The sequence below is a fragment of the Photobacterium panuliri genome (genome assembly GCF_059920555.1).
Genome location: NZ_CP197193.1, coordinates 1,449,530 through 1,468,628 on the forward strand (window position 1 = coordinate 1,449,530; position 19,099 = coordinate 1,468,628).

A 19,099-nucleotide genomic window follows, 5' to 3' on the forward strand; every position below is an offset into this window, starting at 1 on the left:
TTCCTTCAATTTACACTGTAAATTATGACGCATGATTTACAGTGTAAATCCCACAGAATAGCTTGTTAACAGAATGATGTACCGAAAAAATAGTTTTGTATATTAAGTCTGGATTGACTAAGTTTTTATGATGCTCTTAAATTTTTTGTGGTTGAAATATGTCACAGGGAGGATGAATGAGTAGATCATACAACTTAACTGCTCTTCCTTGTCGGCTGCCATCTATTGCGCCGACGAAGCTGTGCCATATGCTGTATCAGGCCGGTCCACAAGGGGTCGCCGCTCGGTTGACTGCCTTACCGCTATCTATGCAAGACGATGACGCCCAATCGGTGAAGGTTATCGTCCAATACGTGAACCGAAGCCGTCTTTATTTTGACTCGCCGTTTAATCTTTCTCTTAATGATTGCTATCAGATGGTACTCCATCCGGTTGGTACCATAACCGGTGGTATTAGATTGCTAAGGCACAACAATCAGGGCCTTGGATGGCGCTATATATTTATAGCGGATAGCTGGATTGGCGAGCAGCATCTTCATACCTTGGCGCAAAATTAGCAGGTTGCCTCTCGTTGAACTGTGACATAGTGATTATTCTATAAATAGCGATATGCGGTAGAATTTGCAAAATAACTCACTATAGTTGGATTGATTATGGAAAGTTGTGCGCAGGGATGTGTACTTTATCAGACCGAAAACCGCATAGTTAGGCTTAACCCCAATTCGATTTCCAGCCCTTTATCCCGAGCAATGCTGCTTGAGCAACTTGAGCGTCTCAATGCTCAGAATTTCCGTCTCAACGAATCTGCCATTGACGCTGCTGTTCAGTATTCCCTAGGAAACTTATCCCCGTCTGAGCCGTTATTTAGCGAGTCCGCGCCGATTATTGCTGAGCCTGTTGATGCTGCAGTCAGTGTCGATATCACGGATGATGCCATGGTCGCGATATTGACGGTTGAGGCTCCGTTAGGCGGAAGGCCGCTGTCGGCATGCCAATTACTGAGTGCTCTCAAAGCTCGCGGAGTGGTGAAGGGTATAAGCAAAAAACAATTGCAACAGTTGTTTGTTGATAGCAAATCATTGACGGCCGGCGAGCGGGTTTCGCTGCCCGTTGCGTATGGCAAGCCGGCGGTAGATGGCCTTAATTCGTCATTTGAACGTTTGGTTGCGGATGTTGCAACACGGGTGTTGCAGCCCCGAGCCAAAGAAGATGGCTCGGTGGATATGCGTGATCTTGGTAATGAGATGACAGTGAAAGCCAATCAGCCGCTCATGTTCAGAATGGAGGCTTCGGCGGGGAGCGATGGATTTACCGTAACGGGGGCATTATTGGCTGCGAAGGCTGGGCGTGTGCTTCCCTTTGCGGTTGGTAATGGAACGATGGTCTCTGATGTTGATCCTAACTTACTTGTTGCGTCACAACCCGGTATGCCAATCTTCAATGATAGTGGTTGTAGGGTTGATCCCCTGCTCGTACTTGATGGGGTGAATGTTGCAACTGGGCATATCGAATTTGATGGAAGCGTCTTGGTAAATGGTGATGTTGCCGCAGGAATGCGGCTTGTCGCGTCAGGGACAGTCACCGTCACCGGTTTTGTTGAGCTGGCGGAGTTGAGAGCTGGCGCTGATATCTTGGTGCAAAATGGCATTGTCGGGCGTCAGCATGAGCTAGATAATCTGGATTGTATGGTTTGCGCTGGCGGCAGTGTCGCATCTCGTTTTGCTCAGTATGCGAATATCAACGCTGGGAAGAATGCCACATTTACTCTTCATGCCCTGCATTGTCATATCACCGTTGGACAGGATCTTGAGGTGATGGATGTATTGAAACGGCAAGGTACCTTGAGTGGTGGCATCATCAATGCTGGGCGCAGTATCCGTGCGGTTTCTGTTGGAGCTGTTGCTGGTGTTCCCACTTCGTTGCATTCGTTCCTGAACGGTGCCCGGATGCGGGGAGGGCTAGCTCGACTATCAGCAGCATTGCAGCAGGAAAATGACAATGCCGATAAGACCAGGGCGCTTGAGCTGAAGTTATCAAAGCAAGCCGATTCGCGTCAGTTACTCGAGGTCGGGACGCATATTCGCCGAGCAATGGATTCCCACCGACACCGTATCGATGAATTGCGCTGTGAGTATGATCTGGCGTTAGAGGAATATCAGCGAATGAGACGAATGGCCGAAGTCAGAATATACCAGCATCTATTTCAACGGGTATCCGTTCGTATTGATGAACAGCAGAAGATGATTGCTGAAGAGCAAGCTGCGGTGAGTATTAGGCTGGGTGAGAAGGCTCTCGATTTACAGGTTGTGTGATTTACAGTGTAAATCTAATTTACACTGTAAATCACATGATGGCGTGCGGGTTAGAATTGGTTGGCAAGGGATGTTCGGTGTTTTTTCTGGCTCTTGTTATATTGTTGTTCGATGATATAGCCTTGGAAACCACTGACAAATAGATCGGAAAGCCTATCTAGTTGCGTCTCTGTTTCTACCCGCGTTGCTATGGTCATAATATTCAAGCTGTGTGCTGTGCGGCAAATTGATGACAGTAAGTTTATCTTAGCGTGGTCATTGAGCTGATGAGTATAAGAGAAATCAATCTTTACGTAATCAGGGCGGAATTCTGTCAGGTACTCTAGAGAGTTGAAATAGCGGCCAAAGCTATCGACCCCGAAACGGAATTTGTAGAAGCGAATGGCAGAGCAAAGTAGACCACAAGCATCTGGTGTTCTAATAAAACTGCTTTCAGGAATTTCAAAGCATAGGCGTTTGCTTAGCTGTTTGTTCTTTTCAAGTATCTGGGTTAGCCAGCGGATAAATGACGGGTCGCTAACACTGTTTCCGGTCAGGTTGATACTGATTGGGTCAAGGGTATGATCGGCATTGAGGCGATTGATGTGGAATGCGATAACATGGCGATCTAGCAACACACCAGCGCCTACGTCTTCAATGGCCCCTAAAAATTGTGCTGCTGAATAGCGCTCGGATGGTGTCTGAATCGCTGAGAATACTTCGAAGTGCTGAATGGCATCATTCTCGTCGGCAACGGGCTGGTAGTGGTATTCAATCTTGTTTTGATCAATCGCTTCGATAAGAAGTGACTTCCATTGTTGGCGACCAAGGGATAATGGCTTGGCGTTACTATCTGCAATGGCGTAAGGTTCTTGAGGATTTTGCACGGCCATCGCCAGCACGTTATCGAGCTGGGCAAGAAGTTGGCTCGACGGGGTTTGCTGGTTAACCATAAGCAGACCGATATGTACACAATCCGGCGTTTCGTTTTGGATGCTCTTTTGAAGTTTGTCATGAACGGTCAGCAAACTTTCGCCAATGGCCTTGAGTTTCTTCTCTGTGATATTCGGGGCTATGACGGCAAATTCATCGTAGGACAGGCGTGCGATGCTGGCATCACCATGAATGATGTTGATATTGATCCCTTCCGCAAGGCGTTTCACAAAGTCATCGCCTTTCTCATACCCTGATTGTTGGTAAATATCGTCTATCAATGTGGACTTTAAAATGATCACCCCGCCTTTGGCTTCACCTGTTTGCCATGAGTTCATTTGTGTAATGAAGAATTGACGGTTGCCCAGTCCCGATACGTTATCGCGGTAAGCTTGGTCTTTGAGCTTCACTGCTTCTTTGGCTTGCAGACGGAAATTCATTTCCAGTTGGTTGACCATATGGTTGATGGCGGTTGTGATGCTAAGGGCTTCTTGGCTCGAGTCGTTACTGGTAATTGTTTTGAATTGGTTGCCCTGAATGAGATCTGCCTGCGTGGCGATATCGGCAATGGGCTTTATTTTTCGGCTCAGCAGCCATCCACCAATAACAAGCATTACGATAAATACAATGCTTGAAAGGAGGAGGTACTGAACGAAAATTTGCTGTAAAAGGCGTTCACGTTTAGATGGCGGTAGCTCAACGGTGAGCCTGGCAATATCCCCGTTATTGAGCTGCAGCTGACGGCTGATGGATAACGTGGGAATATCCAAAAACATCCCTAGTAGGCTTTGACTGCTGCTGTGAATTGTTGGTGTGACTGCATAGCGGTCGTTGTTGATAGCCAGTACAGCGCTTAGCTCTGGGGTTGGTTTTAATAATTTTTGCAAGCCTGCTTGGATGTCGGAATCGATCATATCACCGACTTGAATCTGGTTTGGTAACAACGTTGCCAGATAGTCGAGTTTGGATTGTAGGTAGGTCGTTGATTGGTTTGTCAGTGCCGTATTGACCATGTAGATATGTACAAACGAAACGGCAAGCATAAAACCAGTGAATATTAAAACTAGGCGACTCAGTGTGTGCTTGATTAGTGTCATAGCTGGATCTCGTACATGGAAGTCATTATTCCTAGACTCATTCAGGATAAACGTTTTAATCGGTTGGAACGTTGTATGCGGAATAGAGGCTATGCCCGATGTTAGCTATGTAGGGTCTACTCCGCGTGGTTAATTCAAAACGAAGAAATTATATAGGTACTCGAGGTATGCATGTGCCGATGGATTACGAAAGCTGAATATGTCTCCAAGTAAAATGTAATTCACAGGGTTCTTTCATACTAATTAATGAGGCGTATGACGATATTGGACGAGACTAGAATCTCTTGTCTTGTGTTGATGGGCATGCTCGTGTATTGCACATATTGTCATTACTTATATTCGCCTTTATCAATATTGTATTTGCGCATTTTGTCGTAAAGAGTTTTTCTCGCGAGTCCTAATTCATGTTGGACGTCTTTCAAACAGCCTTGGTGGCGTCGCAAGGCATCATGAAGTAATTGGTTTTCAAAGTGGGCAACGCGTTCACTTAAGGTGGGTAGGCTTTGCGGATCATTGGCTGGGAATTTATGAGGAAGAGACAATGATGCTTTGTGTCCCATTAGTGCATACCGTTCGGCAAACAATCGTAGCTCTCGGACATTGTCATGCCATGGGTAATCAAGTAACTGCTGTTCCAGATCTGCGGGGATCGGTGCGGCGTCCAATCCGAACCGGCTACAATCAGCGCGGAGGAAGTGATGAAACAGCGGCATAATATCTTCGTGTCTGGCGGACAGCGGGGGAATGGCAAGGTCAACAATGCCGAACTTAAAAGCCAGCTTGGCAAGAAAGTGGTCTTGGTTGTTGGCATTACGAATGGGAAGCGTCGTCGCCAATATCAACTTGGGGGGGCTGTGGCGTAGCGAGCAAGTTTTTTAGGTCTATTATCGCCTGTTCGGGGAGTTGCTCTGCATGGCGAATGAAGAGGGTGGAGGGCAAGTCAATACCGCTGGTTTGGGGCGAGATATAGTGTGGAAGCTGTGAGTGGTGCTCACTTCTGTTGGCATCGATAGTGACGAAACTTCCACTATGGCGAGGGCTGTGGTCGTGAAGAAAGCGTGCCATCAAGGTCTTGCCTGTGCCGCTGTCACCATGCAGAATGATGGCTTGATCCGACAGGGCGAGGTGGCCTAGCACGCGTCGGATATGGCGGATAGCTGGGCTGTTTCCCATGATTTTGGGGCCCGGTCCGCTGTGTACTTCCAGTTCTTTTCGCAGTTCTCTGTTTTCCAACAAAAGTTCCCGTTTCTCTCCTGCTCGTTTTATCACATCCAACAGTTGCTCGGTTGAAAAGGGTTTCTCTATGAAATCATAGGCTCCAAGGCGCATGGCATCGACAGCGGTTGTAATATCGCCGTGGCCGGTGAGCATAATGACGACCAGCTCGTCGTCGATACGCAGTGCGTGCTCCAAAAAGCTGATGCCATCCATCCCCGGCATGTTGATATCGCTGATTACGACCCCGGGGTATTGGCTCGATAGCTCGCCCAACGCTGCCCGTGCGTTGTCGAAGGTCTGGACGTTGTAGTTTTCGAGTTCGAGAGTCTGGCCCAGAGAAAGCCGGATCGATTTGTCGTCGTCAATAAAAATGATCGGAAATGTCATTGTGACCCCGTAGGTTGGATTGGAAATAATAAGGTGAAGGCTGCACCGCCTTGCGGTCGGTTTTCTGCGGTCAATTGGCCGTGGTGGGCATGGACAAGCCTGCGGGAAATAGCGAGACCGAGGCCGAGGCCGTCTGTCTTGGTGGTATAGAACGGCTCGAATATTTGAGCTAATTGTTCTTGTTCTAAGCCTGCGCCGTTATCCCAGACTTGGCAGGCAAATTGGTTTTCAACTCGCCATCCGCGAATGCCGATTTGTGGGTGGCGAGAGCTTCTTACGGCATGAAGGCTATTGGTTAGCAGGTTGATGAGGACTTGCTCGAACTGGATTCTGTCGATTGCGATGAGAGTCGGCTGCTGAAGTGGTTCAATCTTTAGAGTGACACCTTGATTGACGATGTTGGTGTTGAGAAGCGAGACAGCAGAAAGTATGGCGGCTGTAACATCCGTACATGCAGTCTGAGGGGATAAGACACTTTTACGGGAAAAAACTTTTAACCGGGCAATAATGCCGGCGGTGTGTACTGATAGTTGCGTTATTTCTCTGAGGTTGATCCCGACAGTTTCGTAGCGCTGTTTGGTCAGTAGCTTTTGGCTATTTTCTGCGTACGTACGGATCGCCGTGAGAGGTTGGTTGATCTCATGGTTGATACTGGCCGAGAGTTCTCCGAGCGTCGCGAGTTTGGCTGCCTGGATGAGTTCGGTTTGGGTCTGTTTTAGTTCTTCTTGGCTACGTTCGTACTGCTCAAGGAGGTGCTTGAGTTCACGGTTAGTGGTCAGGAGCTTGTCGGTACGTTTGGCTATTTTTTTTTCTAGCCCACGGTTGAGTCTGCTCAAGGCTTGGCGTGCGCGATAAGTTTGCCACCACGAATGAATAGCGACGCAGAGTAGGCTATAAACAGCGGCGAACATCATCACGGCCTGAAGCAGATATGGGATGATGGCAGATTGGGGAACCAAACCATAAAGATGCCATCCGTTTTTTGCCATCTGATGGTGAGACAACAAGAATATTTTACTCCCTTTGGGTTGCGGCAAAGGCAGGTTGTGTATGGGGTGATCGGTGATTGATGCCAATGTTGGATATTGCGTAAGGGGGGTGAGTTCAGCTTGGCCATACTGGCGAGATTGTATGATGCTGTCGCGGATATTCTCGGGGAGCTTGATCAAAGAATGGTAAAGCCAGTTCGTTTCCGAGCTATAAAAAATGACGCCGTGATTGTCACTAAGGACATATTCCAACCCGTCAAAATGCCAAACATCTTCAATTATCGACAGATCAACTTTTACGGTTAGTACCCCGATCGTGTGATGGCCATCTTTTACCGGTGCTGAAAAATAATAGCCCCGTTTGTGTGAGTGTGCCCCTAACGCGAAGTAATGCCCTTTTTCTCCTGACTTTGCTTGTTGGAAGTATGGCCGGTAGTGGAAGTTTTGTCCTACAAATGAATCATCCAGTAGCCAATTGCTAGAGGCCAATGTAAGCCCGTCAAGTGCCTGGAGGTAGATAGCCTCGGCCTTGAGGTGGCCAGCCCAGCTTTTGAGTTGTTGGTTTATTGATTGAAAAGACTGTTCAGGTAACGGCTTTCCGTTGAGAGCTGAGCGCAATAGGGGAAGCAGACGTGGATCGTCTGCCAATATTGTTGGCAATTGACTGAATCGATCCAGCTGGGCATCCACTTTGGTGCTTAGCATGCCGACGTTGGCCGCCAGTTTGTTTCGCAAATGCAGCTCGACTTGCTGGTAGGTAAGCAGGGCCGTGACTCCGGCTCCGAGAACGCCGAGTATGACAATGATGATTAGATAAATTTTTCGTTGGTACATCGCAAAGCCTTTTGGGGGCAATGTAGCAAACGTACAGTTTTGTTGCGTCGAGATAGGTTGCAGATATTGTTTTGACTTGTTGTAATTCGAGACAAGAGCCACACTTTTTGTGTATCGTATTTTCCCTAGCGTTCTATTCCCTAGTGACCTGAAGACAGGGTGGCACTTTTGTGCGGCTGAGTAGGGGGGCATATGGTTGCCATCTTGATGGTTGAGCGTATGAATAGGAGTTAATTTTGCGTTGAAATGAGCATCTAGGCTCGCTTGGGTATATGCCCAAAGGCAACTGATAATTTGCGGAGATAACAATGGAATTGTCTGATATTCGTCGTGATTACACACAAGGCGGGTTGCGGCGTAACGATTTGCCTCAATGGCCAGAGCAGCTATTCGAAAAATGGCTTAACCAAGCTATTGATGCCAAGCTGATTGATCCGACTGCGATGACCGTGGCAACGGTTGATGAGAACGGTCAGCCTTACCAACGAATCGTTTTGCTAAAGCATTTTGATAAAAATGGGTTTGTTTTTTATACCAATCTTGGTAGTCGCAAGGCGAGCCAGCTGGCGGGAAATCCCAAAATAAGCCTCCATTTTCCTTGGCATTCTCTTGAGCGGCAGGTTCATATTACGGGAACCGTCGAGCAACTGAGTAAGCTTGAGGTGATCAAGTATTTCAGTTCCCGTCCGAAAGAAAGCCAAATTGCAGCTTGGGCCAGCCGTCAAAGCAGTCGGTTAAGTGCCCGTCAGGCATTGGAGAGTAAATTTTTGGAAATCAAACAAAAATTTGCTAATGGTGAAGTGCCTGTACCGACATTTTGGGGGGGCTATCGTGTGAAAATTGATTCTGTGGAATTTTGGCAAGGTGGCGTAAATCGATTACATGACCGGTTTATCTATTGCCGTGCCGATGATGGGCGCTGGGAAATCGAGCGTCTTGCTCCTTAGAGCCACTGAAAAGAGCAGGTATCTGCTCTTTTTCTTTATCAGGAGATGGTCGAGGGGGGCGAGTCAAATTTCCTAATAGAATTGAGATAGGCGTTATTCTTTAAGGATGATCGAAAGCTGATGTTTGAGCATACTTTCGGGGATGTGTGAGCCAAAGCCGAGATCAAGCGCGAGGTCGATCAATTCATTTTTTGAATTGGCATTGAATTTTTCTCGGAGTCGGGCCACATAGCTTTCTACTGTTTTTACCGAGACGCCAAGTACCTTTCCTATATATTGTGGCTTTTTGCCATAGAGCAATAGAAAAAGAACTTCCGATTCACGGGTATTTAGGTTTACGGGGGTGTTGTTAGGTTCAAGATCAAAAGAAAGCTGTTGTTTGGGGCTGATACCTGCCGCGCGGCAAATCCAGTGGCCGACTTCTAGTATCGCCGTATCTTTTAGCTCTACTCCCGAAAAAATAGTGCCAACGATTTCGTCCTCTGTATTTTTCCACGGTGTCTTGGTAAACAGATGTGCTCGCCAGCTTCCGTCAGAGTATGGGTGAATGTCCAATATCCGGAGTCTTTTACCCGACAGAATGACTTGTTGGTCTTGTTCGCGAAATGATTCTGCACATTCAACGGTTGGGCTGGGCATATCGAAGTCGGTTCGGCCAATACAATCTTGATGATGGTCGACACCTATAATCTGCCCATATTCAGCATTTGCATATACAAAGACGGAATTTATATCTTTGCATCCCCAGCAGCCAGGAAGTTGATTAAATATTTGCAATAATGATTGGTCGACTTTTTCTTTCACTAATGTTGCCTAAGCAAAATGTTACGCGGTAATTTAATAGATAAAAGTTTAATGAATTTATCCGGCGATACAATATATATATGACGGATTTTTAGGCAAAACTAAAAAAAAGCAAAAAAAGCCGGTCAATAAGACCGGCAAAGACAAGAGTTTGACTCCGAAGAGCACAATCCTGTACGACGTGTAGAAGAGGTATCCAATCGAGCTCATTTGTCTTCGGTATGAGGGTGTATATCGAAGTAAGCTCTATTGGCATGTATCCAAAATAGGATACTGCAAGCAATAAACGTTGATTGCCGTCTGCTGCCTGCGAAATAGAATGTAACTTAGCCACCTTGGCTTTTTAAGGGGGGATTTCACCTATTGACATTTATCTTTATATTTGTATTGCCATCTGTTTAGGGTGGGTAATTATCGATTATCTACTAGCCATGCAGTTTTAATAGAATGAATTGCTATAAACCTTGTGATTTGTTGCTAGAATATTCACCGCTACTCGCTTATTGTTTATTTTCGTAAAAACATCCAAAGACGATCTTGATCACGGTTTGTGCACTTGCTTATCATTGAGTGCGCTGTCTAGCTATGCATACATCTGCTGTGCTATCAATGATAAGCTTTATTTTATTCATAAATAATGTGGATGATAGTTATCGCTAGCGATGAAAATAGCTATTGGCCAATGGTTATTACTGAAAGCAAATAAGAGTTTGTAGATATTTGAGATAATAATGTCCCGTTATTTGATGGTATTTAACGTTATGGGTATGCACGTTACTTAAAATCTCTTTTATGGTTATGAGTTATTGCCTCCTATTTTATAGAATGCCCCCCCACATTACCTTAAGTACTGAATTCAGAGTCGCTAGGCGCATTCCATTCAAGCAAATTGCGAACGGATGGCATTTCTTGAGGATATTTGAGGCAGCTGCGAGTGTGTTGAGCTGAATTAGCCTCACAGGCCAAGCTGTGTTCAGGAATGATGATCAAGGCAAAAGGATTGAATGGGAGTCATGCATGATAAGATCCAGAAGCATGATCAAGAGATCCTTTTAATTGCCGGTTTTTCTGGATGCTTGTATGTCATCGGATTTCCTAAAGGCAACGATGTTAACCACTCAATTCATTGATTATAAACATTAATTTTTTAATTTGATGTGTGCCAGCATTTTTTCTGTATCAAACAGAAATATCATCTTGGATGATCTGTCAGCATTTTCTATTTGAAATGACACTCCCCGTAATAAATTGCATCTTGATCATTGTTCCGTTGATATAGATGTAGTAGCAGATGTGGTATCCTGCGTCCATTCATCCATTGTGCCTGTATTGAGTAAGCATGAGCGACAAGCCGAACTTGCATTCGTTTAAGCCTTCAGAAATCGTAAAACTGCCCGAGTACATGGACCACCATAACCATGGCTACAACCAGATTGTGATCGGGCTGTCGGGGCAAACGGAATTCGATATCGAAGGATCGGGAAATTTGGTCAGTCCTGGGCAGGGGTGCCTGGTGACAGCAGATGCCGAACATGCCTTTTCGGGGATCGGGCAGAACGAGATTTTGGTCCTGAATGTGCCTATGGATCAGATTCAGACCAGCTATTCGAGCGACAACATGCAACGGTTGTTTGATCAATCGGGGTATTTCAACCTCGACCGCCAGGCACAATCGCTGATCCAGGCTTTAACGGCCGAGATGGCCGCATTTCCCGATGACTTGCTACTGAGCAAGGCATGCACTGACACTTTAATGTGCGTCTTGCATCGCCATTTCAAACCTCTGCTTCATGACAGGCAAACCTATCGGTTGAATATGGATATCATCGACCAGTACATTGTTCAGCATCTGAACCGGAAAATATCTGTGGCGCAGCTGGCTGGGCTGGTTTTCCTCGGTGAAAGCCAATTTCATTTGCTGTTTAAGGCTCAGACCGGTGTTACGCCTCACCAGTATGTGCTGAAGAAGCGCTTGGAACTGGCTCGTGATCTCATCGAAGAGGGCCAATTGAGTGTGGTTCAAGTGGCTCAAAGTACAGGGTTTGCCAGCCAGAGCAGTTTTACTCAGGCATTTACTCGCCTGTTCGGCCATCCTCCTGCCCGCTATCGCAAATATAATGGGCATTGAGATACATCTATTGCTTCATTCATGTCATTTCTCCTCGCTGGAATAAATGTTGTTGTTTCGTAAAAGCCGCCTGTTCTCAGGCGGCTTTTTTGATCTCTCATTTTGCTCTTCTGGTTTTCCTCTGCGCTGTTCTGAGCTGTTTTGGATGCGAGATATGCTCTGCTTATTGTGATCGTTGTTCGGATCATGCCTTGATCATGCGTCCTGTAGTTGCTGCTTGTTTGCTCGTTACGAGTAACTTTTTATCTTGCGGCGGTTTTTTTTGAAAAAATACACATCAAATTTTGTTAATTTACGGACTTTTTCTAAAAATTATCGGAGAATATAGCAAGACTGACATAGTGACGGAAAATATGATCTTGCTAATGGTAACATTGGTGTAACAAGTATTCCGATTTTATAGACTTGAACAGTCGATCCATGAACCGGACTCAGGATCATTATTGAGGGACTCACTATGTTCAATGCGGCAGATGTACTCCAGCCTGATTTTATTGATCGTCCGTTGTGCGAGCTATGGTCGTTAATCTCCCCCCTTTATTGTGCGGATGAATCGCAGTGGCTTGAACAACTCGTTCCGATGGCCATGCCGACAGGGCGAGAACGAGCTAATACGGAAACGCAAGCTCGTAGCCTGATTGAGCGGGTACGGGCCGATCACAATGCAATCCAGATGATTGATGCATTGCTGCTTGAATACAGTTTGGACACCAAAGAGGGGATTTTGCTGATGTGCCTTGCCGAGGCGTTGATGCGAATTCCTGATGCCGCCACGGCGGATGCCCTTATCCGCGATAAGTTGAGTGTTGCGGACTGGAAATCGCATCTTAAACATTCCGATTCCCTGTTCGTCAATGCCTCTACTTGGGGTTTGATGCTAACCGGTAAGGTTGTTGCGCTTGACGCCCGTGAGGATGGGACGCCGGGGCATGTGATCAACCGATTGGTGAATAAGATGTCTGAGCCGGTGATCCGGCAGGCGATGCACCAGGCGATGAAAATCATGGGCCACCAGTTTGTTCTAGGCAGGACTATTGGTGAAGCGCTGAAGAACGCCCGGCCAAAGCGCGAGCAAGGGTTCACCTATTCTTTCGATATGTTGGGTGAGGCTGCGCTGACCGCCTTGGATGCCGAAACGTATTTTGACGATTATGTTATGGCCATCGAAGCTGTTGGCCGTGATCGGGATAAGGCCGGTACTTGTAACGATCCTTGTTCACCGGAACCGACGGTATCGATCAAGCTCTCGGCGTTGCATCCCCGCTACGACGTCGCTAACGAAAGCCGGGTACTCGATGAGCTATACCGTTCGGTGTTGGGTCTGCTTCAACGGGCCCGCGAGCTGGATGTCGGGATCACGATTGATGCCGAAGAGGCTGACAGGCTTGAGCTGTCGCTGAAACTGTTTGAAAAGCTGTATCGCAGTGAAACGGTTAAAGGATGGGGACGATTAGGTTTAGTGGTACAGGCCTACTCAAAACGGGCTCTGCCGGTATTGGTATGGCTGGCTGCGCTAGCCAAACAACAGGGGGATGTGATCCCGCTGCGATTGGTGAAGGGGGCGTATTGGGATAGCGAGCTCAAGTTATCACAGCAAAATGGCTATGCTGGTTACCCGGTATTTACCCGCAAGGAGGGAACGGATGCATCGTATCTCGCATGCGCCCGTTTCTTGTTGGTTCCGCACCTAGATGGGCTGATTTACCCTCAATTTGCCAGCCATAACGCCCATACCGTATCTGCCATTGCTGCGATGGCGAGTGATCATCGGGACTTTGAGTTCCAGCGTCTTCACGGGATGGGGGATGCACTTTATAACCATGTAATGGCAACGCATGGTATTGCGGTTCGGATCTATGCGCCGGTAGGTAGCCATAAGGATTTATTGCCTTATTTAGTACGACGCTTGTTGGAGAACGGGGCCAACAGCTCCTTTGTCCACCGCTTGGTGGATGCGAGCTGTCCGGTTGAAAGTCTGATCCAGCATCCGGTCGATACCTTGCTCTCCCGCAAGACATTACACAATGGCCTGATCCCGTTGCCCCCCCAGATATTTGGTCCGGAGCGGCCTAATTCAGCAGGGGTCAACATTGATATTGAATCGCAGTGGGAACCGTTTCAAGCATCCGTAGCTGTGTTTGCCAAGCATCGCTGGCTGGCAGGGCCAATCGTCGCTGGCAAGCGGATCGCTGAACCATTAGCCGTCCAGCCTGTAACCGCACCTTATGATCGCCGTGAAGCGGTCGGTGAGGTGGCATGGGCTGATGCGGATCTGGTTGAGCAGGCTATTTCAGTTGCCGAGCAGGCATATCCTGCATGGTCGGCATTATCGGCCAGCGAACGAGCGGGTTGTTTGCTTCGCCTGGCCGATTTACTGGAAGCTCATCGTGGTGAGCTGGTTGCGCTCTGCCACCGGGAAGCTGGCAAGACCATCCACGATGCTATCGACGAGATCCGTGAGGCGGTGGATTTCTGTCGCTATTACGCAAATCAGGCCTGTGCAGAGTTTGAGGAACGAAAGGCGGTAAATGGCTTTGACGGCTCACGCCGTTTGCTGGGGTATCGCGGCCGTGGGGTGTTTGCCTGCATTAGCCCGTGGAACTTCCCGTTGGCGATTTTCCTTGGTCAGGTGAGTGCTGCACTGGTCGCGGGGAATACCGTGGTGGCCAAACCGGCCGAGCAGACTTCTCTGATTGCTTTTCGAGCAGTCGAGCTGATGCTTGAAGCCGGTGTTCCTGATGGCGCGATCCAGTTGTTGCCGGGGAGCGGTAGCGAGGTCGGTGCGGTGATCGCTTCGGATGTGCGTATTGCGGGTGTGGCATTTACCGGGTCGACGCAGACGGCACAGCGGATTAATCGGACGCTGGCCAGCCGTGGTTGCCCACCGGTTCCCTTTATTGCCGAAACCGGTGGCCAGAACGCGATGATTGTCGACAGCACGGCATTGCCTGAGCAAGTAGTACGGGATGTCATTCGCTCGGCGTTTGCCTCTGCAGGCCAGCGTTGTTCGGCATTACGGGTGCTGTATGTCCAGCAGGATATTGCAGATAGGGTGATTGGCCTTATCAAAGGCGCGATGGCTGAGTTAGTTGTCGGTCGGCCTGAGCGGCATCAGACCGATGTCGGGCCGGTCATCGACGCGGCTGCCAAGGACAAGCTGCTCAGCCATATCCAATCGCTCAAGAAGCAGGCCAAGGTGGTCGCGGAGGCGAAAATGGGAGGCGATTGCCAGTACGGTGATTTCGTACCGCCGACGGCGTTTGAGATCCCGTCGATCGAGGTTCTCAAAAACGAAAATTTTGGGCCGATCCTTCATATTGTTCGCTTCAAAGCGAGCGATCTCGATGGGGTCATCGACCAGATCAACAATACCGGCTTTGGGCTGACCTTAGGGGTGCATAGCCGCAATGAGCGGACCTACCGTCACATAGAACGACGGGCTCGGGTGGGTAATTGCTATATCAACCGTGATCAGGTCGGGGCGGTGGTTGGGGTTCAGCCTTTTGGTGGCCAGGGGCTTTCGGGCACGGGCCCCAAAGCGGGGGGACCCAATTACTTGTACCGTTTTGTCCTCGAGACTGTTGAAGCCTGCAAACCGGCATGAAGCCAAGGAGATAGCATGAAAATGAATGAATGGATCAGTCGTAGTGTGTCGGTTTGGGAAGGCTGGAACAATTTGGGATACCCAACTCGTGAGGCGATTCTGCAACGCTGGAGCGAACGATTACCGTCTGCCTGCCGGGCGATGGTGCGATACCAGTGCCAGCAGGCTGCGGAGCATGCGGCAGTGGTCGATGTGCTGCCCGGCCCTACCGGGGAGAGCAATGAACGCTACTGTGCCGGGCGCGGGATTCTTGTCATTACTGTTGACGCCCAAGCCCCCGAGGTTGCCTTGTATGGTCAGTTAGCCGCGGCTTTGGTGACGGGAAATACGGTTTTTGTCTGTCTGCCTGCTGGTTATTCGGTGGTGGCGGAAGACGTGGTGGCACTGCTGGAACAAAGTGGTTGTGCCGGCGGTGTTGTCACTGCCATCAGCCCTGATCAGCTTTCCGGGCTGATCTGCCATCCGGCTGTTGCCGGTGTGGCTTATGCAGGCAAGCCAGCTTCTGTTCAGCAGTTGGCTTGTCAGTTGGCGGCCCGTGATGGGCAACTGGCTTTGTTGGTCAGCGAAACTGACTGTGAGCAGTTGCCGGTGATTGGCAGCAGGACATATTCACTGCGTTTTGTGACCGAACGGACACGAACGATCAATATCACGGCGGTTGGCGGCAATGCCTCGCTGTTGGAATTGGGGAGCGGTGGGGAATATTAATCTGGGTTGTCATCAGGATTTGGCAGTGGTTTGGCTTCTGGTGACAACAGTGTGCAAATTGCACGATAAACCTAAAAATGCCCCTGCAATGGACAGGGGCTGGTAACGAAGGAACTCGCAATGATTGAAAGTAGCTTTGCTGTAACGGCTACGTTTATTGTCTATCTGATAGCCATGCAGGCTATCGGCTATATGGCCTATAAGCGTACCCTGAACTCGACCGATTATTTCCTGGGCGGTCGTTCGCTTGGACCGTGGCCTGCCGCGCTTTCTGCTGGAGCCTCGGACATGAGCGGCTGGTTGCTGCTCGGCCTGCCGGGTTATGCCTATGCGGCCGGTTTTGAATCATTCTGGTTGGCCGGAGGCCTGTTGCTGGGTACTTGGCTTAACTGGCTGATCTGTGCCAAGCGCCTGCGCACTTACAGTATTACGACTGATAATGCGCTGACTATCCCCGAATTCTTGTCTCGCCGTTTCGAAGACAAGTCAAAGCTGCTGCAAACCATTTCTGCTTTCTTCATTTTGCTGTTCTTCCTTTTCTATACCAGTTCGGGCTTGGTTGCCGGCGGTAAGTTGTTCGAGACGGTATTTGGGCTCGATTATGCCGTGGCTGTGGTTATCGGTACTTTGTGTGTCGTGGTCTACACCTTGTTCGGTGGCTTCTTGGCCGTCTCGTGGACGGATTTGGTACAGGGCCTGTTGATGTCGGCAGCTTTGATGATCGTGCCGATTGCCGCGATGAATGGCAGCCCGTCGGATTTGATGGTGGCGCTCGAAGCCAAGAACCCTGAACTGCTGACTATGTTCCGTGGTGTGTCGGGCGAACCGTTGTCTGCCATTGCGATTATCTCGCTGCTGGCATGGGGTCTGGGTTATTTCGGTCAGCCGCATATCTTGGCCCGGTTCAAGGCAACCCGCAGCAATGCGGATATCGCAACAGCCCGCCGTATAGCCGTCGGCTGGACGGCGCTGTCGATGGCCGGTGCGATTTTGGCTGGTCTAGTCGGCATTCTGTATGTCGACAACAACCTAACCGGCACTCTTGAAGATAGTGAGCGTATCTTCATGCTGCTGGTTAACTCAATGTTCCATCCGGTGATTGCCGGTATCCTACTGGCTGCGATTCTGGCAGCGATTATGAGTACGGCGGACTCACAGTTGTTAGTCTCCTCGTCGGCTCTGGCGGAGGATTTTTACAAGCAGGTATTCCGCCCGAATGCATCGTCTGACGAGATTGTAAAAATTGGCCGTTGGGCTGTGATCATACTGTCTACTATTGCTCTGCTGTTGGCCATGAACCCGGATAGCACTGTCTTGGGGCTGGTATCATATGCATGGGCTGGGTTTGGTGCCGCCTTTGGCCCTGCACTTCTGCTGAGCCTTTTCTGGCGTGATATGAACCGTAACGGCGCATTGGCCGGTATTGTGATTGGTGCATTGACGGTGGTGATTTGGAAGCAGCTGACCGGTGGTATTTTCGACCTGTATGAAATCGTCCCGGGCTTTGTGTTTGCAACGGTATCCATCGTGGCGGTGAGCAAGTTGACCGGTGGCGCATCCGATTCGGTGAAAGGTCGCTTTGATGCCTATCAGAAGAACTTGGTCGAATTTGATTAAGTGAACCCTGTGGATTAGCCATTGTTCGAAACGGCAGCGTGGATACGCTGCCGTTTTTTTTGCTATGTCCAGAGCCCTGAATGAGTCATTTCCCTTATTACTGGGAAGTCATAGGGAAGAACGACACAGGGAAGAACGAAAACGGGATGGATATGATCGCAGAGGAAACAGGGCGGCGGGGCCGCCCTGTTTGATCAGAGGATAATATGGGGGATATAGCGGGCCACGTCTTGGGTTACGCGAGAGCTGTCCTCGCGGATTGAGATCCCGCCAGCCTTGTCGTCAACCAGCCAGCTTCCGACCAAGGTATAGGAGCCGTTGAATTTAGGTAGGCGATGGTAGGCCTGATAAATCACCCCTTCGTCGCCGTAGGGGCCGTCGACTCGTAGCGTTTGGCGGCCGTTTTCGACAATTGAGATATTGGCGCCTTCTCGGGCGAATATTGGCTTGATGACATAGTCCTTGAGTTCGCTAAGGCCGCGATCGTCAGGGAAGTAGGCTGGTAGCAAGTTCGGGTGGCCTTTGAATTTTTGCCATAGCATCGGCAACAAGGCTTTGTTGCTTAGTACCGATTTCCACATCGGTTCGAGCCAGTTGACTTTGGCATGCGGCAGATGCTCAGCATATTCTTCTCGGAACATAAACTCCCACGGGTAGAGCTTGAACATCCAGCGGATAGAACGGTCCTTGAGGTCGGTAAACTCCCGCTGGCTGCTAAGGCCGATATCTTCGATGAAGACAAAAGCCGTATCCAATCCCGCTTCTTTGGCACAGTCTTCGAGGTACTGTACTGTACCGCGATCCTCTTCGGTATCTTTGCAGCAGGCAAAATGGAGGATTTGTCCCGGCTGTTGTTTGGCCAAGGTATGAAAGCGGGCCATGAGTAATTCTTGCAGTAGGTTGAATTGGTCGGCATCGCGGCGAATGGCTCCGCTATCAACCATATCCTCGAGCCACAGCCACTGCCAGAAACCGGTCTCATAGAGAGAGGTTGGCGTATCTGCATTGTTTTCAAAGAGCTTGGCCGGACTATTGCCATCGTAGGAAAAATCTAGGCGAGAATAGAGTGACGGGGCCCGGCTCGTCCAAGAATCGAGGACACTCTGCCACATAGGTTCAGGGATTTGGAAACGGCGCAGCCAATATTCATCTTTGACCACGGTGTCGACGACATCCAGACACATCTGGTGGATTTCTTCGGTTGGGTCTTCCAGATCCCGCTCGATTTGTTCGAGGGTGAACTGGTAGTAGGCTCTTTCATCCCAGTAGGGTTCGTCGTACATGGAATGGAAGCCAAACCCGTATTTTTGGGCCAGTTCACGCCAGTGTGGACGTTCCTTGCATTCAATCCTCAGCATTTTACTTTCCTGCATCAATAGCTTGCGGAGGATTGTAACGGTTTTGCCGTAGCGAAGAATAGTGCTGGCGGGAAATTTAGAAGGAACGGTGATGGATTTTACTTCGGCGGCACAAGGGTGGGCCGGGATAGAGCCCGTTATGTCATTGCTTCAACGGCGTTAGGAGGCGGACAATATATGTCCC

13 protein-coding genes are annotated in these 19,099 nt (G+C 49.1%); 7 read left to right on the forward strand and 6 right to left on the reverse strand.

The annotated features are described in order from the left end of the window. The first annotated feature begins 176 nt into the window (after positions 1-176). Positions 177-557, forward strand: a complete 381-nt coding sequence (locus ACSF8X_RS22700; RefSeq protein ID WP_500851571.1) for a hypothetical protein — start codon at positions 177-179, stop codon at positions 555-557. A 96-nt stretch (positions 558-653) separates the two neighbouring features. Next, positions 654-2,312 carry a flagellar assembly protein A gene (locus ACSF8X_RS22705; protein ID WP_500851572.1) on the forward strand — a complete coding sequence of 553 codons (1,659 nt, stop codon included), beginning with the start codon at positions 654-656 and terminating at the stop codon, positions 2,310-2,312. A 50-nt stretch (positions 2,313-2,362) separates the two neighbouring features. On the opposite strand, the gene ACSF8X_RS22710 is transcribed toward ACSF8X_RS22705, so the two are convergent. The 4 genes from ACSF8X_RS22710 to ACSF8X_RS22725 all read right to left on the reverse strand — a co-directional run bounded on the left by ACSF8X_RS22710 (position 2,363) and on the right by ACSF8X_RS22725 (position 7,749). Continuing rightward, positions 2,363-4,321 (reverse strand): EAL domain-containing protein, encoded by a 1,959-nt coding sequence (locus ACSF8X_RS22710; protein ID WP_500851573.1) that lies wholly within the window; start codon positions 4,319-4,321, stop codon positions 2,363-2,365. 329 nt (positions 4,322-4,650) lie between these two features. After that, positions 4,651-5,157, reverse strand: a complete 507-nt coding sequence (locus ACSF8X_RS22715; RefSeq protein ID WP_500851574.1) for an AAA-type ATPase lid domain-containing protein — start codon at positions 5,155-5,157, stop codon at positions 4,651-4,653. Continuing rightward, entirely contained in the window at positions 5,132-5,926 is a 795-nt protein-coding gene (locus ACSF8X_RS22720; protein ID WP_500851575.1) for a sigma-54-dependent Fis family transcriptional regulator, read from the reverse strand. Before ACSF8X_RS22720 ends, ACSF8X_RS22715 begins: the two co-directional genes overlap by 26 nt. After that, complete coding sequence (locus ACSF8X_RS22725; RefSeq protein ID WP_500851576.1) at positions 5,923-7,749, reverse strand: ATP-binding protein; 1,827 nt, start codon at positions 7,747-7,749, stop codon at positions 5,923-5,925. The genes ACSF8X_RS22720 and ACSF8X_RS22725 overlap by 4 nt, the downstream gene beginning before the upstream one ends. A gap of 308 nt (positions 7,750-8,057) precedes the next feature. Between ACSF8X_RS22725 and pdxH the strand changes: the two genes are divergently transcribed. Next, the gene (pdxH, locus tag ACSF8X_RS22730) at positions 8,058-8,696 is read left to right on the forward strand and encodes a pyridoxamine 5'-phosphate oxidase (RefSeq protein ID WP_500851577.1); all 639 of its coding nucleotides are present in this window, start codon (positions 8,058-8,060) and stop codon (positions 8,694-8,696) included. Between the two features lie 93 nt (positions 8,697-8,789). Here the strand turns inward: pdxH and ACSF8X_RS22735 are convergent, their stop codons facing one another. Continuing rightward, complete coding sequence (locus ACSF8X_RS22735) at positions 8,790-9,500, reverse strand: helix-turn-helix transcriptional regulator (RefSeq protein ID WP_500851578.1); 711 nt, start codon at positions 9,498-9,500, stop codon at positions 8,790-8,792. Positions 9,501-10,839: 1,339 nt separating this feature from the next. Between ACSF8X_RS22735 and ACSF8X_RS22740 the strand changes: the two genes are divergently transcribed. The 4 genes from ACSF8X_RS22740 to putP all read left to right on the forward strand — a co-directional run bounded on the left by ACSF8X_RS22740 (position 10,840) and on the right by putP (position 17,557). Beyond that, positions 10,840-11,628, forward strand: a complete 789-nt coding sequence (locus ACSF8X_RS22740; protein ID WP_047876936.1) for a helix-turn-helix domain-containing protein — start codon at positions 10,840-10,842, stop codon at positions 11,626-11,628. Between the two features lie 457 nt (positions 11,629-12,085). Then, complete coding sequence (putA, locus tag ACSF8X_RS22745) at positions 12,086-15,232, forward strand: bifunctional proline dehydrogenase/L-glutamate gamma-semialdehyde dehydrogenase PutA (RefSeq protein ID WP_500851579.1); 3,147 nt, start codon at positions 12,086-12,088, stop codon at positions 15,230-15,232. Between the two features lie 15 nt (positions 15,233-15,247). Next, positions 15,248-15,940 carry an aldehyde dehydrogenase family protein gene (locus ACSF8X_RS22750; protein ID WP_500851580.1) on the forward strand — a complete coding sequence of 231 codons (693 nt, stop codon included), beginning with the start codon at positions 15,248-15,250 and terminating at the stop codon, positions 15,938-15,940. A 120-nt stretch (positions 15,941-16,060) separates the two neighbouring features. Beyond that, a complete protein-coding gene (gene putP, locus ACSF8X_RS22755; protein ID WP_047876939.1) occupies positions 16,061-17,557 on the forward strand; it encodes a sodium/proline symporter PutP in 1,497 nt (498 codons plus the stop codon). Between the two features lie 194 nt (positions 17,558-17,751). On the opposite strand, the gene ACSF8X_RS22760 is transcribed toward putP, so the two are convergent. Next, entirely contained in the window at positions 17,752-18,915 is a 1,164-nt protein-coding gene (locus ACSF8X_RS22760) for a glutathionylspermidine synthase family protein (RefSeq protein WP_500851581.1), read from the reverse strand. Positions 18,916-19,099: the final 184 nt, after the last annotated feature.